Annotated in this window: 19 protein-coding genes; 10 read left to right on the plus strand and 9 right to left on the minus strand. The window is 49.5% G+C overall.

Annotated features, from left to right (window positions below):
• Window positions 1-39 precede the first annotated feature (39 nt).
• The 8 genes from hisD (at window position 40) to ACQUTP_RS05785 (ending at window position 8,227) form a co-directional block, all read left to right on the plus strand.
• Complete coding sequence (gene hisD / locus ACQUTP_RS05750) at window positions 40-1,344, plus strand: histidinol dehydrogenase (protein WP_004203587.1); 1,305 nt, start codon at window positions 40-42, stop codon at window positions 1,342-1,344.
• Window positions 1,341-2,402: a histidinol-phosphate transaminase gene (gene hisC / locus ACQUTP_RS05755; RefSeq protein ID WP_080847773.1), complete on the plus strand. Its 1,062-nt coding sequence runs from the start codon at window positions 1,341-1,343 to the stop codon at window positions 2,400-2,402. The genes hisD and hisC overlap by 4 nt, the downstream gene beginning before the upstream one ends.
• A complete protein-coding gene (hisB, locus tag ACQUTP_RS05760; RefSeq protein WP_043520635.1) occupies window positions 2,399-3,466 on the plus strand; it encodes a bifunctional histidinol-phosphatase/imidazoleglycerol-phosphate dehydratase HisB in 1,068 nt (355 codons plus the stop codon). Before hisC ends, hisB begins: the two co-directional genes overlap by 4 nt.
• Window positions 3,466-4,056, plus strand: coding sequence for an imidazole glycerol phosphate synthase subunit HisH (hisH, locus tag ACQUTP_RS05765; protein WP_032456356.1), 591 nt, complete (start codon window positions 3,466-3,468; stop codon window positions 4,054-4,056). Before hisB ends, hisH begins: the two co-directional genes overlap by 1 nt.
• Window positions 4,056-4,793 carry a 1-(5-phosphoribosyl)-5-[(5-phosphoribosylamino)methylideneamino]imidazole-4-carboxamide isomerase gene (gene hisA / locus ACQUTP_RS05770; protein WP_004200373.1) on the plus strand — a complete coding sequence of 246 codons (738 nt, stop codon included), beginning with the start codon at window positions 4,056-4,058 and terminating at the stop codon, window positions 4,791-4,793. Before hisH ends, hisA begins: the two co-directional genes overlap by 1 nt.
• A complete protein-coding gene (gene hisF / locus ACQUTP_RS05775) occupies window positions 4,775-5,551 on the plus strand; it encodes an imidazole glycerol phosphate synthase subunit HisF (protein ID WP_017899707.1) in 777 nt (258 codons plus the stop codon). The genes hisA and hisF overlap by 19 nt, the downstream gene beginning before the upstream one ends.
• Complete coding sequence (hisIE, locus tag ACQUTP_RS05780) at window positions 5,545-6,141, plus strand: bifunctional phosphoribosyl-AMP cyclohydrolase/phosphoribosyl-ATP diphosphatase HisIE (protein WP_004203593.1); 597 nt, start codon at window positions 5,545-5,547, stop codon at window positions 6,139-6,141. Before hisF ends, hisIE begins: the two co-directional genes overlap by 7 nt.
• A 295-nt stretch (window positions 6,142-6,436) precedes the next feature.
• Window positions 6,437-8,227, plus strand: a complete 1,791-nt coding sequence (locus ACQUTP_RS05785) for a beta-galactosidase (RefSeq protein ID WP_142256708.1) — start codon at window positions 6,437-6,439, stop codon at window positions 8,225-8,227.
• Window positions 8,228-8,385: 158 nt separating this feature from the next.
• Here the strand turns inward: ACQUTP_RS05785 and ACQUTP_RS05790 are convergent, their stop codons facing one another.
• The 8 genes from ACQUTP_RS05790 to rfbB form a co-directional block, all read right to left on the minus strand.
• Window positions 8,386-11,952 (minus strand): GT99 family glycosyltransferase N-terminal domain-containing protein, encoded by a 3,567-nt coding sequence (locus ACQUTP_RS05790; protein ID WP_080838016.1) that lies wholly within the window; start codon window positions 11,950-11,952, stop codon window positions 8,386-8,388.
• Window positions 11,949-13,280, minus strand: coding sequence for an ABC transporter ATP-binding protein (locus ACQUTP_RS05795; protein WP_080847771.1), 1,332 nt, complete (start codon window positions 13,278-13,280; stop codon window positions 11,949-11,951). Before ACQUTP_RS05795 ends, ACQUTP_RS05790 begins: the two co-directional genes overlap by 4 nt.
• Window positions 13,270-14,103, minus strand: coding sequence for an ABC transporter permease (locus ACQUTP_RS05800; RefSeq protein ID WP_080838022.1), 834 nt, complete (start codon window positions 14,101-14,103; stop codon window positions 13,270-13,272). Before ACQUTP_RS05800 ends, ACQUTP_RS05795 begins: the two co-directional genes overlap by 11 nt.
• Before the next feature lie 28 nt (window positions 14,104-14,131).
• Window positions 14,132-14,962 (minus strand): glycosyltransferase family 2 protein, encoded by an 831-nt coding sequence (locus ACQUTP_RS05805; RefSeq protein WP_080838025.1) that lies wholly within the window; start codon window positions 14,960-14,962, stop codon window positions 14,132-14,134.
• Window positions 14,963-15,048: 86 nt separating this feature from the next.
• Complete coding sequence (gene rfbC, locus ACQUTP_RS05810; RefSeq protein ID WP_080838028.1) at window positions 15,049-15,603, minus strand: dTDP-4-dehydrorhamnose 3,5-epimerase; 555 nt, start codon at window positions 15,601-15,603, stop codon at window positions 15,049-15,051.
• A gap of 14 nt (window positions 15,604-15,617) precedes the next feature.
• A complete protein-coding gene (rfbD, locus tag ACQUTP_RS05815; RefSeq protein WP_032456361.1) occupies window positions 15,618-16,508 on the minus strand; it encodes a dTDP-4-dehydrorhamnose reductase in 891 nt (296 codons plus the stop codon).
• A gap of 31 nt (window positions 16,509-16,539) precedes the next feature.
• Complete coding sequence (rfbA, locus tag ACQUTP_RS05820) at window positions 16,540-17,409, minus strand: glucose-1-phosphate thymidylyltransferase RfbA (RefSeq protein WP_000676431.1); 870 nt, start codon at window positions 17,407-17,409, stop codon at window positions 16,540-16,542.
• A gap of 26 nt (window positions 17,410-17,435) precedes the next feature.
• Window positions 17,436-18,500, minus strand: a complete 1,065-nt coding sequence (rfbB, locus tag ACQUTP_RS05825) for a dTDP-glucose 4,6-dehydratase (RefSeq protein ID WP_428902354.1) — start codon at window positions 18,498-18,500, stop codon at window positions 17,436-17,438.
• An 846-nt stretch (window positions 18,501-19,346) separates the two neighbouring features.
• Between rfbB and ACQUTP_RS05830 the strand changes: the two genes are divergently transcribed.
• Both ACQUTP_RS05830 and ACQUTP_RS05835 read left to right on the plus strand, forming a co-directional pair.
• Window positions 19,347-20,351, plus strand: a complete 1,005-nt coding sequence (locus ACQUTP_RS05830) for an NAD-dependent epimerase (protein WP_080847768.1) — start codon at window positions 19,347-19,349, stop codon at window positions 20,349-20,351.
• Window positions 20,352-20,750: 399 nt separating this feature from the next.
• Window positions 20,751-20,873 (plus strand): small membrane protein, encoded by a 123-nt coding sequence (locus ACQUTP_RS05835; protein WP_004144151.1) that lies wholly within the window; start codon window positions 20,751-20,753, stop codon window positions 20,871-20,873.
• Window positions 20,874-21,295: 422 nt separating this feature from the next.
• On the opposite strand, the gene ugd is transcribed toward ACQUTP_RS05835, so the two are convergent.
• Window positions 21,296-22,462, minus strand: a complete 1,167-nt coding sequence (ugd, locus tag ACQUTP_RS05840; protein ID WP_080847765.1) for a UDP-glucose 6-dehydrogenase — start codon at window positions 22,460-22,462, stop codon at window positions 21,296-21,298.
• Window positions 22,463-22,535 lie beyond the last annotated feature (73 nt).

The raw sequence follows: 22,535 nt of genomic DNA on the forward strand, positions 1-22,535 counted from the left end.
TCGGCCAGCCGGTCACGGGACACACAGGGGAAAACAATCATGAGCTTCAACACAATCATCGACTGGAACGGCTGTAGCGCTGACCAACAGCGACAACTCTTAACGCGCCCGGCGATTTCCGCCTCCGACAGCATCAGTAAAACGGTGGCGGAGATCCTCGATAACGTCAAAGCCAATGGCGATGCGGCGCTGCGCGAATACAGCGCGAAGTTTGATAAAACCACCGTCGCCGCGCTGCAGGTGAGCGAGGCGGAGATCGCCGCCGCCGGCGAGCGCCTCAGTGACGAGCTGAAGCAGGCGATGGCGGTGGCGGTGCAAAACATCGAGACCTTCCACAACGCGCAAAAGCTGCAGGCGGTGGATGTCGAAACGCTGCCGGGGGTGCGCTGCCAGCAGGTCACCCGCCCTATCGCCTCCGTCGGGCTGTACATTCCCGGCGGCTCGGCGCCGCTGTTCTCCACGGTACTGATGCTGGCGACGCCGGCGCGCATCGCCGGCTGTCAGCAGGTGGTGCTCTGCTCGCCGCCGCCGATTGCCGATGAGATCCTCTACGCCGCGCAGCTGTGCGGCGTGAAAACCATCTTTAACGTCGGCGGCGCGCAGGCCATCGCCGCCCTCGCCCTCGGAACCGAGTCGGTGCCGAAGGTGGATAAAATCTTTGGCCCGGGTAACGCTTACGTCACGGAGGCCAAACGCCAGGTCAGCCAGCGTCTGGACGGCGCGGCCATCGACATGCCGGCCGGCCCGTCGGAAGTGCTGGTGATCGCCGACAGCGGCGCCAACCCGGACTTCGTCGCCTCCGACCTGCTGTCGCAGGCGGAACACGGCCCGGACTCGCAGGTGATCCTCCTGACCCCGGACGCCGGGATGGGCAACCGCGTCGCCGAGGCCGTGGAGCGCCAGCTGGCCGCCCTGCCGCGCGCCGAAACCGCCCGCGTGGCGCTCTCCGCCAGCCGGATCATCGTGGCCCGCGACCTGGCGCAGTGCGTGGCCATCTCCAACCAGTACGGCCCGGAGCACCTGATCATTCAGACCCGCCAGGCCCGTGAGCTGGTGGACAGCATCACCAGCGCCGGCTCGGTTTTCCTTGGCGACTGGTCGCCGGAATCCGCGGGCGACTATGCCTCGGGCACCAACCACGTCCTGCCGACCTATGGCTATACCGCCACCTGCTCGAGCCTCGGCCTGGCCGATTTCCAGAAACGGATGACCGTGCAGGAGCTGTCGCGCGACGGCTTTGCCGCCCTCGCCTCGACGATTGAGATTCTGGCCGCCGCCGAGCGCCTTGACGCCCACAAAAACGCCGTAACGCTGCGCGTTGCCGCCCTGAAGGAGCAAGCATGAGCATTGAAGATTTAGCCCGCGCCAACGTTCGCGCGCTGACCCCGTATCAATCCGCTCGCCGCCTGGGCGGGAAAGGCGACGTCTGGCTCAACGCCAACGAATTCCCCACCGCCGTGGCCTTCCAGCTGACCGAGCAGACGCTGAACCGCTATCCGGAGCCGCAGCCGAAGGCGGTGATTGAGAGCTACGCCCGCTACGCCGAGGTTAAACCGGAGCAGGTGCTGGTCAGCCGCGGCGCCGACGAAGGCATTGAGCTGCTGATCCGCGCCTTCTGCGAGCCAGGCGAAGACGCCGTGCTCTACTGCCCGCCCACCTACGGCATGTACAGCGTCAGCGCCGAGACCATCGGCGTCGAGTGCCGCACCGTGCCGACGCTGGCCGACTGGCAGCTCGACCTGCCGGGCATCGAGGCGCAGCTGGACGGGGTGAAGGTGGTCTTCGTCTGCAGCCCGAACAACCCGACCGGGCAAATTATCGACCCGCAGTCGATGCGCGACCTGCTGGAGATGACCCGCGGCAAAGCTATCGTGGTGGCCGACGAAGCCTATATTGAATTCTGCCCGCAGGCGACGCTCGCCGGCTGGCTCAGCGACTACCCGCACCTGGTGGTGCTGCGCACGCTGTCTAAAGCCTTCGCCCTCGCCGGCCTGCGCTGCGGCTTCACCCTCGCCAACGCCGAGGTGATCAACGTGCTGCTGAAAGTGATCGCCCCGTACCCGCTCTCCACGCCGGTGGCCGATATCGCCGCCCAGGCGCTGAGCGCGGAAGGGATCGCCGCGATGCGTCAGCGCGTGGTGCAGATCCTCGACGAACGCCGCTACCTGGTGGAACAGCTGCGCGACATCGCCTGCGTGGAGCAGGTCTTCGATTCCGAAACCAACTACGTCCTGGCGCGGATAACCGCCTCCAGCGCAGTGTTTAAATCTTTGTGGGATCAGGGCATTATCTTACGTGACCAGAATAAACAACCTTCATTGAGCGGCTGTTTGCGTATCACTATCGGTACCCGTGCCGAGAGCCAGCGCGTGATTGACGCCTTGACTGCGGAGAATGTATGACCCAGAAGTATCTCTTTATTGACCGTGACGGCACCCTGATTTCCGAACCGCCGGTGGATTTCCAGGTGGACCGTTTCGACAAGCTGGCGTTTGAGCCGCAGGTGATCCCGGCGCTGCTGAAGCTGCAGCAGGAAGGCTATAAGCTGGTGATGATCACCAACCAGGATGGTCTGGGCACCGACAGCCTGCCGCAGGAGGCGTTTGATGGCCCGCACAACCTGATGATGCAGATCTTCGCCTCGCAGGGCGTTAACTTTGAAGAAGTGCTGATTTGTCCGCACTTCCCGGGCGACAACTGCGACTGCCGCAAGCCGAAAACCCAGCTGGTGCTGCCGTGGCTGGAAGAGGGCGTACTGGATAAAGCCCACAGCTATGTGATTGGAGACCGGGCCACCGACCTTGAGCTGGCGGATAACATGGGGATTATCGGTCTGCGCTATGACCGCGAGACGCTGAACTGGCCGACCATCTGCGAGCAACTGACCCGCCGCGACCGCTATGCCCACGTCGAGCGCATCACCAAAGAGACCCAGGTGGATGTGAAAGTGTGGCTGGACCGCGAAGGCGGCAGCAAGATCCACACCGGCGTCGGCTTTTTTGACCATATGCTCGACCAAATCGCCACCCATGGCGGCTTCCGCATGGAGGTCAACGTCGGCGGCGATCTGTACATCGACGATCACCACACGGTGGAAGATACCGGCCTGGCCCTCGGCGAAGCCCTGAAGCTGGCGCTTGGCGACAAGCGCGGCATCAACCGTTTCGGCTTCGTGCTGCCGATGGACGAGTGTCTCGCCCGCTGCGCGCTGGATATCTCCGGCCGTCCACACCTGGAGTATAAGGCAGACTTCACCTATCAGCGTGTCGGCGATCTGAGCACCGAGATGGTGGAACACTTCTTCCGCTCGCTCTCTTACACCATGGCGGTGACGCTGCACCTGAAAACCAAGGGCAAGAACGATCACCACCGCGTGGAGAGCCTGTTCAAAGCCTTTGGCCGTACGCTGCGCCAGGCGATCCGCGTCCAGGGCGATGCCCTGCCGTCTTCCAAAGGGGTGCTGTAATGAATGTGGTGATCCTTGATACCGGGTGCGCCAACCTCAATTCGGTGAAATCGGCGATTGGCCGCCACGGCTATGAGCCGGTGGTCAGCCGCGACCCGGAGGTGGTATTGCGTGCCGATAAACTGTTTCTTCCCGGCGTCGGCACCGCCCAGGCGGCGATGGACCAGCTGCGCGACCGCGAACTGATCGACCTGATCAAAGCCTGTACCCAGCCGGTGCTGGGGATTTGCCTGGGCATGCAGCTGCTCGGCAAGCGCAGTGAAGAGAACAACGGCGTCGATCTGCTGGGCATTATCGAGGAAGAGGTGCCGAAGATGACCGACTACGGCCTGCCGCTGCCGCACATGGGCTGGAACCGGGTGTATGCCAAAGCAGGCGATCGTCTGTTCCGCGGCATTGAAGAAGGGGCTTACTTCTACTTCGTGCACAGCTACGCCATGCCGGTCAACCCGTACACCATCGCCCAGTGCAATTACGGCGAGGCGTTCACCGCCGCGGTGCAGAAAGATAACTTCTTTGGCGTGCAGTTCCACCCGGAGCGCTCCGGGAGCGCCGGGGCGCAGCTGCTGAAAAACTTCCTGGAGATGTGATGATTATTCCTGCTTTAGATTTAATCGACGGCACCGTCGTTCGTCTCCACCAGGGCGATTATGGCCAGCAGCGCGACTATGGCAGCGATCCGCTGCCGCGCCTGCAGTCCTATGCCGCTCAGGGAGCGGAAGTCCTGCACCTGGTCGACCTGACCGGGGCGAAGGATCCGGCGAAGCGCCAGATCCCGCTGCTGAAATCGCTGGTCGCCGGCGTTGACGTCCCGGTGCAGGTCGGCGGCGGCGTGCGGACCGAGGCGGATGTCGCGGCCCTGCTTGAAGCCGGCGTCGCCCGCGTGGTGGTCGGTTCCACTGCGGTGAAATCCCCGGAGGAAGTGAAAGGCTGGTTTAAACGCTTTGGCCCTGAGCGGCTGGTGCTGGCCCTCGACGTGCGTATCGACGCCGACGGCAATAAGCAGGTGGCGGTCAGCGGCTGGCAGGAAAACTCCGGCGTGACCCTGGAGGAGCTGGTGGAGAGCTATCTGCCGGTCGGCCTGCAGCATGTGCTGTGCACCGATATCTCCCGCGACGGCACGCTGGCGGGCTCCAACGTCTCGCTGTACGAGGAGGTCTGCGCCCGCTACCCGCAGGTGGCGTTTCAGTCGTCCGGCGGCATCGGCGATCTCAATGATATTGCCGCCCTGCGCGGCACCGGGGTGCGCGGCGTGATTGTCGGTCGCGCGCTGCTGGAAGGCAAATTCAACGTAACGGAGGCCATTCAATGCTGGCAAAACGGATAATCCCCTGCCTCGACGTCCGCGACGGCCAGGTAGTGAAAGGCGTGCAGTTCCGTAATCACGAGATCATCGGCGATATCGTCCCGCTGGCTAAGCGCTATGCCGACGAAGGCGCCGACGAGCTGGTGTTCTATGATATCACCGCCTCCAGCGACGGCCGGGTGGTCGACAAGAGCTGGGTGTCGCGGGTGGCGGAAGTAATCGATATTCCTTTCTGCGTGGCGGGCGGGATCAAGTCGCTGGAAGACGCGGCGCAGATCCTCTCCTTCGGCGCCGATAAGATCTCGATTAACTCCCCTGCTCTCGCCGACCCGACGCTAATCACCCGCCTTGCCGACCGCTTTGGCGTGCAGTGCATCGTGGTGGGGATCGATACCTGGTTTGATGCACAGACCGGCAAGTATCACGTTAATCAGTACACCGGCGACGAGAGCCGCACCCGGGTGACGCAGTGGGAAACCCTCGACTGGGTGGAGGAAGTGCAGAAGCGCGGCGCGGGCGAGATCGTCCTCAATATGATGAACCAGGACGGGGTGCGCAACGGCTACGACCTGCAGCAGCTGGCGAAGGTCCGCGCGGTGTGCCATGTGCCGCTGATCGCCTCCGGCGGCGCAGGCACCATGGAACACTTCCTCGAAGCCTTCCGCGACGCCGACGTTGACGGCGCGCTGGCGGCCTCGGTATTCCACAAACAGATTATTAATATTGGCGAACTGAAAGCGTACCTGGCGGCACAGGGCGTGGAGATAAGGGTATGTTGACTGAACAGCTGGACTGGGAAAAAACGGACGGCATGATGCCAGCCATCGTGCAGCACGCCGTATCCGGCGAAGTGCTGATGCTGGGCTACATGAATAAGGACGCGCTGGAGAAAACCGAAGCCACCGGCAAGGTCACCTTTTACTCACGCACCAAACAGCGGCTGTGGACCAAGGGTGAAACCTCGGGCAATGTCCTCAACGTGGTGAGCATCACACCGGACTGCGACAACGATACGCTGCTGGTGCTGGTGAACCCGATCGGGCCGACCTGCCACAAAGGCACCACCAGCTGCTTCGGCGACGCCGGACACCAGTGGCTGTTCCTGTATCAGCTGGAGCAGCTGCTGGCCGAGCGTAAGCACGCCGACCCGGAGAGCTCCTACACGGCGAAGCTGTATGCCAGCGGCACCAAGCGCATCGCGCAGAAAGTGGGAGAAGAAGGCGTAGAGACCGCGCTGGCCGCCACGGTGAACGACCGCTTCGAGCTGAAGAATGAGGCGTCGGACCTGATGTATCACCTGCTGGTGCTGCTGCAGGACCAGGGGCTGGATCTCGGGGAAGTGATTGATAATCTGAAGAGTCGGCACTGAGAAAACGCTTTGTTCTGAACTGAAACTGATTCTGATTTACCTTATATCAGTAAATTAATAATTATCTTTTCTTTAAAGGGCATTCGTCATTTATGAATGCCCTTTTCAAATACTCATTACCATAAGCAAGATTCATATAAACTGTTTTCAACAGTAAATTATACATTCAATACGCATTTTTGATTTACGACACACTTTCAGCGTAATCATAGCTTTTTTGATATGTAGCTCATGCTCTCATGCCCAATCTCCGCTAAAATACATAGCAATCATATATAAAGGTCAGCAAACAAATATGAAACAAACTATTTTCATTTTAGCTATGAGTATTTTTCCTGTTACTGTATTTTCTGAAAGCACTCTGATATCACCAATGATTGGAGGTATTGACATCTGTCAATCCGCAATAAAAAAAGGAATTACCAATACATATGAAGCAGCAAAATACTGCCAGTCAATAAATGAAACCTCGTCCTCTCTTATCGAGAGAAAACTATCTGAATTTGGTCCTGAAAAAAGTAAGGATGGAAAATTTCAGATGGGCTACATGCTAAGTTTTCCTTTATTATCTTATGTTAAGATGCATAACGATGGATCGTATGAGATTGACAAAGAAAAAATACGCTATCGCTTAAAATTACTCAAGGACACAAAAAGACAAGCTGTCATTTATCTTTTCTCGAACCACTTCTCCGTTTCCGAGGGTGCAAAAACTGAAGAATTAATTTCTAAAATAGATGGCAAAAACATGATGCAATTAAGCAATGGCATAGTTCCAGTCGACAACTATTTTTCCAGCAAAACATATCCATGGGCAATTAATGCAAGCAACTCATTAATTGATAAGATACGCAAAGACGCAATTAATGAGGTTTTATCGCAAGTCTGTGCTTTAGATATAGTAGACCAGCAAAAAATTAGAGCAGTGACCGTCCTTGGTGAAGTTCATTATACCTTCCCCGACTTTTTTAATGGAATGGGTTATCGTGGTAAAATGCAACTCACCGATTACTCAGAAAAATCCATTAAAAGATTCAGAAATTACTTATTTGATAAATATAAAAATATAAAATCACTCAATGATAAATTTGGTTCAGAATACAAATCATTTGATGATGTCAACCCACCATCAAAAGATATAAACGCTTTGCATCTGAACAACTTTTTTGAGCACCTTGATTATGCCTCATCGGGAAGGTTGGCAATATATGGCTGGGCAGCAGGAAACGGTCAAGGTCCAGCAAAAATCAGGATTTATATAGATGGAAAAGATGTAGGGTATGCAGAAAGCGGGCTCAGTCGAATGGATGTATATCAGGCCATTCCAACATTGGGCACTTCTGCTGTGGGTTATCGATATTATCTTGATTTTAGAAAGATGAGTAAAGGAATTCATGTTGTCGATATCGTCCATGACGAGAAAGGGAAATTGACATTAATGAAAAGTATAGATGTGCCGGTAATGGATCGACAACAAACAAAACTTGTTCGTGTCGGAGAAGGCATAAAGTTGCCCGAAGAGAAAAGCATGAAGTTCTGGAATGATTATCCTGAGTCATTACAACCAGTGTATTACAATCCATTGTCCGAGGAATTTTATAACTTTAGAAAAAAAGAGGTAGCAAGTGAGATACAAAAATATGCTGATATCGTAAGCTCATCATGCATTGGGAGGGAAAGAACCTTTTCTCACCAAATAGCGCCAATGTTTAATGCAGACTGGAATGAGGAAAAAATTGCAGCTGAAGATTCACTTAAAAAGAATAATCATTACAATATTGGATTAAATACCTATGGTTCAGCATTTTATGGCGACTATTTATTTAACTGGTTGAAGACGTCTGGAATTGAACGTTATGGAATCCCAGAAGTGCACCCTATGGTTGAAAACGAAGAAGTCATCTATGATGCATTAGAACATCATCATAACAATGGTGCAATATTCATTAGCCCTTACTATTTAGAAATTAAGCCAGATAGTTTTGGCGTCGATAAAGAACACGAAAAATTCAGCATCAATGAAAATAACACAAACTATTATTCATCAAGTTTCTATCATGCCCTAAAGAAAATAATGAAAGAATAATGAGTGTAACGCTGTTGCATCGATAAAATAATCATATAGTATTGGGCAAGCACAAAATGCTTGCCCGATAGCGCCTTCTCTTCTCCATTTACTTTTGACAGAGAAAGTAACATGACAGGCAATATTATACTATCTGGCCTAATGAGTGGTTCTGATGCTTATCGAACAATTTCATGTAATGCACGACGCGATAATTGTCGTTTCACATATCGTTGCAAACGGTAGGGGATAAGTTTGGTTACCCAGGATAATGCAGGATTTTGCCGCAACATCCATAATATGGCCAATAATTTTTCCTTCCTTCCTTGAGGTTGCGATATTTTTTCTTCAACAATAGTGATGTTGTCTGACGAATAGAAACTATCTATCAAAGTTTTAAAATCAATTCTGCCAAGCTCGCTTTCACGCCACCATGAATCACGAATATAGTAATCTCGATAGAAATGATCAACACGTGTTTCTGACGAAACATCCGGCATTGGATCAACACTCTGTTGCTGGAAAAATCCATCGAAATCTGCAATAGCTTGTCGCCATAACTCACTCATTCTTTGGAAAGATATATCCCAATTAATAATCCGGGTAAATTTTCGTCCAATGAGTCGTTCGCCAAAGGCACCAATATTTGGTACAACAACTGGTAATCCATATTGAAGTGCAGCACTCAACGTATAACTATATGTCTCAGGCCATTGCGCAGGGAACCACATTACATCCGGAGCAATATCATTGAGTTTTTGCTCTAAATCCTGATTAGAATACGCACCATGGCAAATAACCGCATCGTTTAGCGTATTACAGGCGTAGCCAAGAAGATGGAACTCAATGTTTTCTCTTTTAAGTGCATGCGCCACCTCATCCAGCATGAAAGCACCTTTTTCACGACTGATCGCGCCAAGGACAAGGACTTTCAGTTTCCGATCACCTGTGTAAGTTTTTCTGACATCGGGATATGGAGCATTTTTTTCGTAATCAGGGTGCCATGCGATGACAGCTTTCTCAGATATATCGGGAAAATATCTTGTAAACCGGAATTTAGTATCTGCCGACGGGAAAATAACTCGCTCAGCCCCAAATAACCATGCATTCATATTTGAACGCCATGTAGCGGCGGATATTCCAACAGGCAATGGATATGTCGCCGCGCATAATTCGTCCATATTAGTGGTATTATCGCCAATAAAAAGACCATTCTTGTCAGTTAGCGATGGGTTTCCATTTATTGCGAAGTAGTCATGAATTGTGACGTCATAGGAGCATTTTAAATCTAGATGCAGTTTTCTGATCTTCTCAGGAATTCCCATCAAATGATGGAAATGAATATGCGATATGCCTAAAAAGCGTAATAACCTCAGCAGATCATCATAGCCGTTTTCAATATCAACTGAGATACTTTCTTTGCATGTGCGGCCGTCAGCACTCAAAGAGACCACTACGCTACTGTTGTCTGCATTAGGCTTTAAGATAAAGAAGCACGCTTTTCCTTTGTAAAAATCAGACAACTCTTCGAGATGGTAAGTTGTCCCGCCTCCCATATGATGAGAAACCAGCAGTATTTTCTGAAGATTTGCTTTCGCCAGAATGCGCAGCAGCATTCGCTGGCGAGCTTGCTTAGCAGGATCTCTTGAAATAAACTCCATAACATCACGTGTATAGTTTGGATGTAATTCATTGAGGAGTTCCATCGCGCGTATTTTACGCGGGCTCTGCTCGCCAGCGAAACTTACTCCGCCTTTGTGATAAACAAAGACATTCAATTGATGAAAGTTCGGCCAACCGGCTTTTGCCGCACGTTGACACCAGTCATTTTCCTCACCATAACCACGACCAAAAGTCTCTTCGTCAAAATATCCAACCTGGTTTAAGCAGTCACGACGAATGTACATACAAAAACCAACACCTGTTGGTATCTCCACTAGATTATTTTCTTTGCCATAAGTTTCAAATTCATCATCGAGTGCCTGGACATCCATTCCGGCAAATAACTCATTATCTTCACAGAAATTGGGAAAACTACAAATCGTGGCATTATTTGAAAAGGGAGTTACACTCCCTACACGCTCACGACTATAAGCTGCATCATAGATGCGTTCCAGCCATTTATTAGCAACTTCAACATCGCTATTTAAGAGAAGAACATCCCGCTTCGAATGCAATTTCATTCCACGGTTGACGGTTGCAACAAAACCTAAATTATTTTCATTCTCGAGCAGCTTAAAACTTTTGTCTTGTGCACGGTTACGTAGCCAATCTGTCAATTCAGGTTCTGGTGAAGCATCATTAATAACAATTAATTCAGCCCATGAAGGGAGAGTTGATATAGCTGACTCTATACACTCCTGAGTTTCCTGTAAACCACCATAAACAGGTACAATAACATCAACAAGTATGTCATTATTATCATTCTCAGCTTGCAACATCTTCTCTTGCTGTAACTCTAACTCTAGCCTGCTCACGATATCATTCAACTCTAGATTTTTAAGCTTCAACTCTTCGAGCTCTTTCAGGAGACCTCGCTCATATATTCCATGTTCTACGACATCTGTAGTAGATGTTTTCATATCAATAATGCTCTGTTTTATTCGTGATGACATATAATAAAGAATATGCTTACTTAAAATTTCATGTTCGGATGGAGAGGTCAACCGAAAGCGGATATATTCAGCGTTAAATAATAAATCAAATGGAACTAAATAAGAAAATAAATAGAAGGTTAAACGTTCAAGTCGCTCATCAACATCATCAACATTACAAAATGCATACGAACAATCTCCTAGAATCTTCACAGGAATATTCATTAGCATTGCTTCCAGACCGACACTGGAATTAATGGTTAGTATTTTGCGACATTTTTTTAGGAAATTGATGATTGACAAATTGTTATTATCAATTTCATATGCAGGATTCTCATGCAATCTAAAATGACTTCCTGGATGCGGTCGCACTATTTTCTTTCCAATAAAAGTACTTTCAGCATAGTCCAATAAGGCTTGATTATCGAAACTATTACTAAAAGCAAGAATATTGGAATCATTCTCAACTTGTAAAACTATACCAACATCATATTCTGGTTCAATCTGGCGCTTATCGTTTTGACTGTTAATAAAGAAATCACGTAACGCTGATATATGATTATTTTTATTAAAGACAACATCTTTTTGTTTAGCAGCAAAATATCTTTTTTCAGCTTCAGTGTTGCCATTGACTCCAGAGAAATCAAAATAACCAGTAAAAAGATACGTCGGAGAACGCAAAGGACCTAATTCAAGATTTACAACTGGAATATTATATTTTTCTGCTGCAGCATTAAGTGATGGACAATTGCATATGGTCAGAATACATTCAATGTCGTTTTGTTTTTTTAATGTCGCGATTAAAGCATTTTTAAAATCAGGAATGATTTCCGTCAGAAATTTTTTAAAAAGGAGATTACTATTACCGCCACACTCAGTTAACGCTTCAGATAATGAATCTTCACTAACAATATAGACGTTATCATCTTGACGAGCTGAAAAATCAGGAAGTTCGTAACCTAGCCGTTTCTGACCGTCATCAGTAACCTCCCAGCGCCCCTCTTCCTGCCACTTTGTACAGGGTAACAGATAATCTTGTGTCGTAATCAATGCCAACGGCTCTTTAATAGCCGTCATGGCTTTATATAAAAACCACAAATACGGAGCTTTTACACCCCGGAACGGAAAGGCAGGTAAATAAATGCCAATCATGATAGTTCATCTCCTTCTATAACATTTACAGGAGAATGAATAACACCACCAAGTTCTCTGGACGACCAAAATTTTACTTTTGCAATTGGACGTCGCTGATCAAGCTCCTCGCGCTCACCATTATTAAAACAAGCTAAACCGCAATGAACGAGATAGTCACCAGTATTGATAGGTAGCTTAACTTTATATTTAAGCTTCCGAAGCCCTGGAGCCAAGTCAATCTTATGCCCGGCAAAAATATTATTATCCCCCCAGATATCCCCGCCTTGGGTCCGAGATAGTGAAACGCCTAAGACTACATCATTTATATTTTCTGATGAGTTTAGCTTGAAAGAAAAATAAATTTCTTCATTTGGTTTTACAAGTGGCTTTTCAGAGAGAGGTGTGCCATCTGCTTTCATAATTGAGAAGTCTTCAATTATAGCTCGACCACTACCAAACCGTTTTTCATCAACTTCGGAATTGGTTTGCGTATTTTGTATTGCGGATAATTCATCAGCAGATGCAATTTCACCCGTCGGGGAAACAGCTTCTTTTTTCGCTGCTGTATCAGTGCGCTCTGTCATCAGCATACCTTTCTCATAGGCAAGAACGGCAGCCAATACATCAGTCGTATTACCGACTAACATGCCATCACTCATTACAAGGCAGCGATCTGCATATTCTAATATGCTACCTGTGGAATGCGTGACCATAATGATGGTTGTTCCTTTTTGTTTAAGCATTTCCATGCGCTTAAAGCACTTATATTGAAAACCAATATCACCTACAGCCAATGCTTCATCAACAATCAGTATTTCGGGATCAATACATGCCTGAACAGCAAATGCCAGACGTACATACATACCACTGGAATAGGTCTTTACCGGTTGATCAATAAAATCACCAATGTCAGCAAAATCTAATATCTCTTGAAATTTCTTATCAATTTCCGACTTACTTAAACCTAATACACTACCATTTAGATATACATTATCACGGCCCGAAAACTCTGGGTTAAAACCAGCGCCCAACTCAAGTAACGCAGCCACTCGGCCGTTAACTTCAATGTCACCGACAGTTGGAGTAAGCGTACCGCAAATCATTTGTAATAATGTCGACTTCCCAGCACCATTTCGCCCAATGATACCAACGGTTTCGCCACGATTTATCGAAAATGAAACATCTCGTAGTGCCCAAAACTCTTTAAAATAGCTGCGACTTTCACGGCGAATTACACTTTTTATTTTTGGGGCAAAGAATTGCTTCAATCTGTCCCATGGCTGGGAATATATTTGATAGCATTTGCTTAAATTAGTTACCTTTATCGCGATTTGATTAGAGGACATCAGCAAATCCTTTTCTTGTTTTCTGGAAAAACACAAAGCCAAGCCAGGCGACAATGGATGCTCCAACAGTATAGAGCAAAATACCCATAAAATTAGGTAGCCCCCCCCAAATCAACACAGTCCGAGCCTGTTCAATTATAAATGTCACAGGATTTAGCATGATCCAAATATGATATTTTTCAGGTAGCGCGCTGATAGGGAAAAATACTGGCGATAAAAACATCAAAACCGTCGTGATGATGACTGTAGTTTGGCTAACGTCCCTCAAAAATACGCCTAATGAAGCCAAAATCCATGATAAGCCAAGACTAAAAATAACAAGAGGAAGAAAAACTAAAGGAATAAATATTATTGTCCAGTGTATAAAACCATTAAATATAACAAAAGCGGTTAGTAGAACCAGTAGACTAATAGTAGTATGGAATAACGCAGCAACCAAGGATATGACAGATAACGTCTCTAAAGGAAAAATGACTTTTTTTACATAGTTTGTATTATTTAATATTATCTGTGGTGCCCTATTGATTACCTCACCAAAAAAGCCATGGACGATCATACCGACAAATAATATTATTGCAAATTGTGTTCTGCTTTCATCTCCACCAGTCGACCATCTGGCTTTAAATACTACCGAAAAAACAAAGGTATACACAGTCAACATGAATAAAGGATTCAAAAATGACCATAAAACTCCCATTACTGAACCTTTATATCTGCCGATAACATCTCGTTTAGTCATTTGCAAAATAATACTACGGTGAGTATATATACTCTTAACTATGTCTAATGGAGATAATGACGGTTTCTGATGTGGATTTTTCATTTTTAGCTCTGAAATAATACCAAATAAATTAACTTAGCTTTCTTGGGATATTACGCAATGCTGATTCGTTGTAAGCATATCGTTTTTTATCAAAAAACCATCCCCACTTATTAAAATAGGTAATGGCAGAACGAACATGATACCAAAGCAACAATTTACTTTTATAAGATCCCTTATTGAAAACATGAACAATTGTTGTTTCGGGGCAATAATAGATCTTCGTAAGTTGTAAAGCACGACGACATAGATCTACATCTTCTAAGTACATAAAATAGCGTTCATCAAAGCCATTCAACTTTTGTAATAGAACATTCGTCAAAAGCATAAAACAGCCAGATACCGAAGGAGGTGAAAATACCTTATCATACTCGGCATCCTTTAACTCGTATGTAGCATCATACTTAATAGCAGTGGTAGGAAGAAAGCGTCTTAAGAAGAGATTACTGGGCGTTGGCAACAGGCGGCAACTATATTGACGCTCACCATTCTTATAGATGATTTGCGGGGATACAAAATTATATTCATTTACCCACGCAAACGATACTAATTTATCTAGAGACTGCTTATCAAAACTGATATCAGGATTACATATTAAAAAATAGCCATCAAATTCTGAACTTGCTTTGATGGCGAGATTATGTCCGGCACCAAAACCACAGTTACGAGGAGACTTAATATAGCTCACTTTTGGTTCATTCAATGATGCAGCCCACTGACAACCACCATTATCAACGAAGATAATTTTTTCAACGCTCTCTTCATGGCATAACGAGAGAAGCGTATCTTTAATATCATCATAGGAATGATTAAATAATACAATAGAAGCAATAACTTTTGGCTTCATTGCTTTATAAGTCATTAATCGATTACCTTTAGGATAAATTTTTTATTATTATTTTTAAATAGCCACTTGTGATATCCATAATCTAACAAGCAAATTTATACTCATGCGTAGACTTCAGCTGTGGCAAGAGTATGTGCCTGCAGATCTTTCTCCGACAGCGAGAGCGCGCAATCGTTCAGCGCCGGCCAGTCAATCCCTATCTCCGGATCGTTCCAGATGATGCTCCGTTCTGACTGCGGCGCGTAGTAGTTCGTCGCCTTGTAGACAAACTGCACCGTGTCGCTCAGCGCCATAAACCCGTGGGCGAACCCTTCCGGGATCCACAGCTGACGTTTATTCTCTGCGCTGAGCACCGCGCCCACCCATTTGCCAAAGGTGGGCGATGAACGACGGATATCCACCGCCACGTCAAACACCTCACCTTCCACACAGCGGACCAGTTTGCCCTGGGCATGTGGATCCAGCTGATAGTGCAGCCCACGCAATACGCCTTTCTGGGACTGGGAGTGGTTGTCCTGAACAAAATCCACCTGGTGGCCCACCGCCTCATTAAATACCTTGCTGCTGAAGCTCTCAAAGAAGAAGCCCCGCGCATCACCAAACACGCGCGGTTCAAAAATCAGCACGTCAGGAATATCTGTTTTAATAATGTTCATCTTTTGCTACCCGTTTATTTGCCCAGGACTTCCGTTACCACGCGAGCCACACCCTGACGCCAGTCCGGGAGAGTCACCCCAAATGCCTGCTGGAATTTTTCATTCGACAGGCGTGAGTTGAGCGGACGCTTCGCCGGCGTCGGATAGGCCGTCGTCGGAATGCCCTTCACTTCCTGGATCGCCAGCTCTGCACCGTGCGCCCTCGCCACCTCAAACACATAGCGGGCGTAGTCGCACCAGCTGGTCTCGCCGCTGGCCACCAGATGATAGGTGCCGGCCAGCGCCGGATTACGCATCGTTTCACGGATTGCCGTCGCCGTGCAGTCTGCCAGCAGCTCAGCGCCGGTGGGCGCCCCGTGCTGGTCGTCAATGATGGAGAGCGTCTCTTTCTCACCCGCCAGGCGGAGCATGGTTTTGGCAAAGTTGGCGCCGCGGGTGGCATATACCCAGCTGGTACGGAAAATCAGATGACGCGGGTTGCCCTGCTCCAGCGCCAGTTCACCGGCACGCTTGGTTTCGCCATAAACGTTCAGCGGGCCGGTCGCTTCATCTTCCCGGCGATAATGGCTGCCGGCGCCGTCGAACACATAGTCCGTGGAATAGTGCACCATCAGGGCACCCAGCTTCGCCGACTCTGCCGCCAGCACCGCCACCCCTTTGTCGTTCAGCAGGTCGGAGAGCTCCCGCTCGCTTTCGGCCTTGTCCACCGCCGTGTGCGCGGCGGCATTCACCACCACGTCCGGGCGGACGGTACGCACGGTCTGCGCGATGCCTTCCAGATTCGTCAGATCGCCGCACAGCTCTTTATCAAAGTAGTCCACCGCGACCACGTCGCCGAGGGTGGACAGTGAACGCTGGAGCTCCCAGCCCACCTGGCCATTCTTGCCAATCAGTAAAATCTTCATTCTCTGTATCCTGTCGTTGACGGAGAAAGCATTAACGCTCGTTCAGCAGGCGCTTCAGGTAAGCACCGTACTCGGTTTTCTTCAGGCGTTCGGCCTGAGCCGCCACCCCTTCCGCCGACAGCCACTGATTGCGGTAACCAATCTCTTCCAGGCAGGCGACCTTCATCCCCTGGCGCTTCTCAATGGTGTGAATAAACTGTGATGCGTCCATCAGGCTGTCGTGGGTGCCCGTGTCCAGCCAGGCAAAACCGCGCCCCAGCAGTTCAACATGCAGGTCACCTTGCTCCAGATACATCTGGTTCAGGGTGGTGATCTCCAGCTCGCCGCGCTCAGAAGGCTTCACGTCCTTCGCCATCTCCACCACGTTGTTGTCGTAGAAGTAGAGCCCGGTCACCGCCCAGTCCGATTTCGGCTTCAGCGGTTTCTCCTCGATGGACAGTGCCTTAAAGTTCTCGTCGAACTCCACCACCCCGAAGCGCTCCGGATCCAGCACCTGATAACCAAACACCGTGGCACCGGAAGTCTTCGCCGCTGCCGCCTCCAGTTTTTTACCAAAGCTCTGGCCAAAGTAGATATTATCCCCCAGCACCAGGGCGCAGGCATCGTTACCGATAAACTTCTCGCCAATGATAAAGGCCTGTGCCAGGCCGTCCGGCGACGGCTGGACGGCGTAGCTGAAGTTCACCCCGAACTGCGACCCGTCACCCAGCAGGCGCTGGAAGGAAGGCATGTCGTCTGGTGTAGAGATGATCAGGATGTCTCGAATCCCCGCCAGCATCAGGACGGACACCGGGTAGAAAATCATCGGCTTGTCGTAGATAGGCAGCAGCTGCTTGGAGACGCCCTGAGTGATGGGATATAAACGCGTGCCGGAGCCGCCGGCCAGAACAATACCTTTCATAAATCTATTCCTTAATCAGTCAGATATCAGTTATTGAGGCCGAGACGCTCGCCGGCATAGGAGCCGTCCAGCACGCGCTGCCACCAGGTCTGGTTGTTCAGGTACCAGTGCACGGTTTTCTCAATCCCGCTCTCGAACGTTTCCTGCGGCACCCAGCCCAGATCGTGCTGAATTTTCGCGGCATCAATGGCATAACGCAGGTCATGTCCCGGACGGTCGGTGACAAAAGTGATCAGGTCAGCAAAGTGGGTGATGTTGCCCGGCTTCTGCGCCACCACCTTGTCGAGAATGGCGCAGATGGTGCGCACCACATCGATATTTTTACGCTCGTTATGACCGCCGATGTTGTAGGTCTCGCCGCTCTTGCCTTCGGTCGCCACTTTGTACAGCGCACGGGCATGGTCCTCAACATACAGCCAGTCACGGATCTGCTCCCCGTTGCCATATACCGGCAGCGGTTTACCCGCCAGGGCATTAAGGATAGTCAGCGGGATCAGTTTTTCCGGGAAGTGATACGGACCATAGTTGTTGGAGCAGTTGGTCACCACCACCGGCAGGCCGTAGGTGCGGTTCCAGGCGCGAACCAGATGGTCGCTGCCCGCTTTGGAGGCGGAGTACGGGCTGCTCGGGGCGTACGAAGTCTCTTCGGTGAACAGGTCATCGGTGCCGTGCAGGTCGCCGTACACTTCATCGGTGGAGATATGATGGAAGCGGAAGGCCTGCTTCTGTTCCTCTACAAGCCCGGACCAGTAGTGGCGGGCTGCCTCCAGCAGAGTGAAGGTGCCGATTACGTTGGTCTGGATGAAGGCGGCCGGGCCATCAATGGAACGGTCCACATGACTTTCTGCAGCCAGGTGCATCACGATATCCGGATGGAACTCGCTGAACTGGGCCGCCACGGCAGCGGCATCGGTGATATCGGTTTGGGAAAACGAGTAGCGTTCGCTCCCGGCAACCGGCGCCAGGGATTCAAGGTTGCCGGCGTAGGTCAGGCAGTCCATCACACGGACTTCGTCCAGGGTATTTTCAATGATATGACGAACCACGGCAGAACCGATAAAGCCTGCACCCCCGGTGACAAGAATCTTCATACTCTCTCTCGTTTTTCAATGAATTACATACAATTTTCTGAAGTAGCAAACAACCGCAGGCACGCTACCGCCATTGGCTTTCGCAACCAAAATGCGTAGTGCCTGCAGTAATTTGTATATGTCATCAGCTAAAGTTAGCGGAACATGAACCACGCTCTCATTGTGCTGGAAACGGCAAATCGGCCAAACAGCAGTCACTTTGCTTGCTTCTATGTCCTTTCGCTATCAGGACTTTCCCAAACAGCTAAAGGAATCTCTCTGAAGCAGAGAGATGCGCTCAGTGCCGGGCTATCATCCCTCTCAGCATCACTTCGGTCGTTGATATCATGGCAAAGCCGCACTATCACCATTACGAAGTGCAGCACACTCAACATAGCTTAGTACCCAACAAGGTAGCGCCGCATTATAGCGCTGGTTATACAGAATAAAAATCAAAAAGCGGTATGAATTAATTCAAGGTATGAATGGAACACTTTTGATACAATGTTAAAACATTCAATAGCTTGCTATACATCCTTTGATTACAAGTTATCTCTGGTGACAACAACACTAATTAATTCGTATTTCACGAACAACAATACCTCTTCATTCGGAAATACATGTCATGTTTTTTCACGATATCGAACTTGAATGGGCTGATTCCTGCAAACTGTTTTTTACAGTGCAACCATAGTGATGGTTTGACTCGATTTCAAATGCAAATCATTTGCATTAAAGCATTTGATATTCCCGGCCCGCTTCAAGGCAACGCACACTCTGCAAGTGTAAAGCAAGTGATCCCAACCGCAAGCCAGTGTAAAATCGGCACTTATGTAGAACGGGATATCCACACCCCGGAGGAAAAATATGAAGTTTTTAGTCACTGGTGCCGCAGGTTTTATCGGCTTTCATATCGCGCAACGCCTGCTGAATGAAGGGCATGCTGTTGTCGGGATCGACAACATGAACGACTATTACGACGTCAGCCTGAAGCAGGCTCGCCTGGATCGACTGTCATCTCCGGCCTTTCATTTCCAGCAGTTGGATCTTGCCGACCGTGAGGGGATGGCGACGCTGTTCGCCGCAGAACAGTTTGACCGCGTGATCCACCTGGCGGCCCAGGCGGGCGTGCGCTATTCGCTGGAAAACCCCTATGCCTACGCGGACGCTAACCTGATGGGGTATCTGAACATTCTGGAAGGCTGCCGTCATACCAAAGTGAAACACCTGGTGTACGCCTCTTCCAGCTCGGTTTACGGCCTTAACCGCAAAATGCCGTTCTCCACGGAGGATTCCGTCGATCATCCGGTCTCCCTGTACGCCGCCACCAAGAAAGCCAATGAGCTGATGGCGCATACCTATTCCCATTTGTACGGCATCCCGACTACCGGCCTGCGCTTCTTTACGGTCTATGGTCCGTGGGGACGCCCGGATATGGCGCTGTTCAAGTTCACGAAAGCGATGCTGGAAGGGAAAAGTATTGACGTCTACAACTACGGCAAAATGAAGCGCGACTTCACCTACATCGACGATATCGTCGAGGCGGTTGTGCGTGTTCAGGATGTGATCCCGAAGGCCAATGCCGACTGGACCGTTGAGAGTGGTTCGCCGGCCACCAGTTCCGCGCCGTATCGGGTCTATAACATTGGCAACAGCTCGCCAGTGGAACTGATGGACTACATCACCGCCCTGGAAGAGGCGCTGGGAATGGAAGCGAAGAAGAATATGATGCCGATCCAGCCGGGCGATGTGCTGGACACTAGCGCAGACACCCAACCGCTGTATGACCTGGTGGGCTTCAAGCCGCAGACGTCAGTGAAGGAAGGCGTGAAGAACTTCGTCGAGTGGTATAAGGATTACTATCAGATCTAATCCCCTGCCCTGCCGCAATCCTCAGGTTGCGGCAACCTTTTTTACGGAACCTCCGTTATCCTGACTATATGTCGACTGAATGCACATTCATTGTTTTATATATAATATTTTGTGCTATAGATGGTTTTTTTGCCTTTTTTCTCGCCTGCCTGAAACCAGTTTCATCCAGCCTATTTCACAAAAGCAAATGTCCGCGCGCCAGTCACTCAGACTTTTCTGACATCCATCCCAATTTGGTGAGCGGAAACAGAATTATATGCTGATTGAGCAAAAACATTACCCTCTGTAGGAATCTTCCTAAATCCAGGATATGTTAGAGCAAGCCATGCAACAGAACAAAACTGGTGCATGGCTTATCAAACTAATAATTCAATCAACATACGCTCTGTGGTAGATATTATGGAAAACCTATTTTTCTTAGTGGTGGCTGCCATACTACTTGCGGTTTCCGTTTATTTCTTGATTTCTTATTTAAAAGACAGAAAGAAAACGAAACTGACGTTTAATAAACGCAAGTGGTAAGGCCCGCTCCATATTGCAATTAGATTAAGATAATATTAAGAGATAAAAAAATGATATGACAGAATGACCGTTCATTCTGCGTTTTGGCGTGGCCTTAAGGCAAGAAAAAATAACGCTACTCGCGCCCTGTCCCTCGTATTTCCCCAGGGCATAAATAACAAAAGCCTGCGTTGCAGGCTTTGTTTTACCTCCCGGCGCTTATCTCCGGCATCTACATCACAGTGACGGTAGCTCTTCACAAGGTAAGTTTAACTTATCGGACCTGTTTTCAACCCGCAACGGCTTTTAAGCAGGATCGTAATGTCCATCACAATTTATTGAGGTTAATCTGGATGCGCGAGAAATACATGCAGTGAGGGATATAGCGGGGAGATAAAGAAGCATACTGGCGGCGAGGAGCCGCCAGTGTCAGACAGGCAGGATTAATCGTTACCAAACAGATCGCGGGTGTATACCTTGTCCGCCACATCCGCCAGCTCTTCCGCCATACGGTTAGAGATAATCACATCCGCCTCTTGTTTGAAGGCATCCAGGTCGCGCACTACGCGGGAGTTAAAGAACTCATCTTCCTGCATCACCGGTTCATAGATAATAACCGGAATACCTTTTGCCTTGATGCGCTTCATAATGCCCTGAATAGAAGAGGCACGGAAGTTGTCCGAACCACTCTTCATGATCAGGCGATACACACCCACCACTTTCGGCTTACGGGCAAGAATAGAATCCGCGATAAAGTCTTTACGGGTACGGTTAGCATCTACGATAGCCGCGATGATATTGTTCGGGACCGATTCGTAGTTCGCCAGCAACTGCTTGGTATCTTTCGGCAGGCAGTAGCCGCCATAGCCAAAGGACGGGTTGTTATAGTGGTTGCCGATACGCGGATCCAGGCATACCCCTTCGATAATCTGCTTGCTGTTCAGCCCCTGGCTTTCAGCATAGCTGTCGAGCTCGTTGAAATAGGCAACACGCAGCGCCAGATAGGTGTTAGCGAACAGTTTGATCGCTTCCGCCTCGGTGGAGTCGGTAAACAGAGTCGGGATATCCTGCTTGATCGCGCCTTCCTTCAGCAGGTCTGCGAAACGTTCGGCACGCGCAGAGCGCTCACCGATGACAATACGCGACGGATGCAGGTTGTCGTACAGCGCACGGCCTTCACGCAGGAACTCAGGAGAGAAAATCACATTATCAATCCCTAAACGTGCTTTGATGTCGCGGGTGAACCCCACCGGGATGGTCGATTTAATGATCATCACCGCGTTCGGGTTAATCTCTGTAACATCGCGAATAACCGCTTCCACTGTAGAGGTGTTGAAGTAGTTGGTTTTGGGATCATAATCGGTCGGCGTCGCAATGATCACGTAGTCGGCATTACGATAGGCGTCGTGCTTATCCGTGGTGGCACGGAAATTTAACGGTTTTTCTGCCAGATATTCCTGAATCTCTTTATCCACAATCGGAGAGATCTTCTGGTTAAGCATATCCACTTTGGCCTGTACGATATCCAGGGCAACCACTTCGTGGTTTTGCGCAATCAGGACACCGTTCGATAAACCCACATAACCGGTACCAGCAATAGCTATTTTCATTCGATTACACTTTAATCAGTTAACTGAGTAATGGCGGATAGCCACGAATTTCAATAATACTGGTGGCGGTTTT

The organism is Klebsiella sp. 2-CIP_Kleb. (genome assembly GCF_050378715.1).
Lineage (GTDB): Bacteria > Pseudomonadota > Gammaproteobacteria > Enterobacterales > Enterobacteriaceae > Klebsiella > Klebsiella quasipneumoniae.

Bases quoted from the DNA above. Each gene is read 5' to 3' on its own strand.
- hisA (WP_004200373.1), top strand. From the start codon at position 4,056: ATGATTATTCCTGCTTTAGATTTAATCGACGGCACCGTCGTTCGTCTC.
- ugd (WP_080847765.1), bottom strand. From the start codon at position 22,462: ATGAAAATAGCTATTGCTGGTACCGGTTATGTGGGTTTATCGAACGGT.
- ACQUTP_RS05830 (WP_080847768.1), top strand. From the start codon at position 19,347: ATGAAGTTTTTAGTCACTGGTGCCGCAGGTTTTATCGGCTTTCATATC.
- ACQUTP_RS05785 (WP_142256708.1), top strand. From the start codon at position 6,437: ATGAAACAAACTATTTTCATTTTAGCTATGAGTATTTTTCCTGTTACT.
- hisF (WP_017899707.1), top strand. From the start codon at position 4,775: ATGCTGGCAAAACGGATAATCCCCTGCCTCGACGTCCGCGACGGCCAG.
- ACQUTP_RS05800 (WP_080838022.1), bottom strand. From the start codon at position 14,103: ATGAAAAATCCACATCAGAAACCGTCATTATCTCCATTAGACATAGTT.
- rfbC (WP_080838028.1), bottom strand. From the start codon at position 15,603: ATGAACATTATTAAAACAGATATTCCTGACGTGCTGATTTTTGAACCG.
- ACQUTP_RS05790 (WP_080838016.1), bottom strand. From the start codon at position 11,952: ATGATTGGCATTTATTTACCTGCCTTTCCGTTCCGGGGTGTAAAAGCT.
- ACQUTP_RS05835 (WP_004144151.1), top strand. From the start codon at position 20,751: ATGGAAAACCTATTTTTCTTAGTGGTGGCTGCCATACTACTTGCGGTT.
- ACQUTP_RS05805 (WP_080838025.1), bottom strand. From the start codon at position 14,962: ATGACTTATAAAGCAATGAAGCCAAAAGTTATTGCTTCTATTGTATTA.
- rfbD (WP_032456361.1), bottom strand. From the start codon at position 16,508: ATGAAGATTTTACTGATTGGCAAGAATGGCCAGGTGGGCTGGGAGCTC.
- hisC (WP_080847773.1), top strand. From the start codon at position 1,341: ATGAGCATTGAAGATTTAGCCCGCGCCAACGTTCGCGCGCTGACCCCG.
- rfbA (WP_000676431.1), bottom strand. From the start codon at position 17,409: ATGAAAGGTATTGTTCTGGCCGGCGGCTCCGGCACGCGTTTATATCCC.
- ACQUTP_RS05795 (WP_080847771.1), bottom strand. From the start codon at position 13,280: ATGTCCTCTAATCAAATCGCGATAAAGGTAACTAATTTAAGCAAATGC.
- hisH (WP_032456356.1), top strand. From the start codon at position 3,466: ATGAATGTGGTGATCCTTGATACCGGGTGCGCCAACCTCAATTCGGTG.
- rfbB (WP_428902354.1), bottom strand. From the start codon at position 18,500: ATGAAGATTCTTGTCACCGGGGGTGCAGGCTTTATCGGTTCTGCCGTG.
- hisB (WP_043520635.1), top strand. From the start codon at position 2,399: ATGACCCAGAAGTATCTCTTTATTGACCGTGACGGCACCCTGATTTCC.
- hisD (WP_004203587.1), top strand. From the start codon at position 40: ATGAGCTTCAACACAATCATCGACTGGAACGGCTGTAGCGCTGACCAA.
- hisIE (WP_004203593.1), top strand. From the start codon at position 5,545: ATGTTGACTGAACAGCTGGACTGGGAAAAAACGGACGGCATGATGCCA.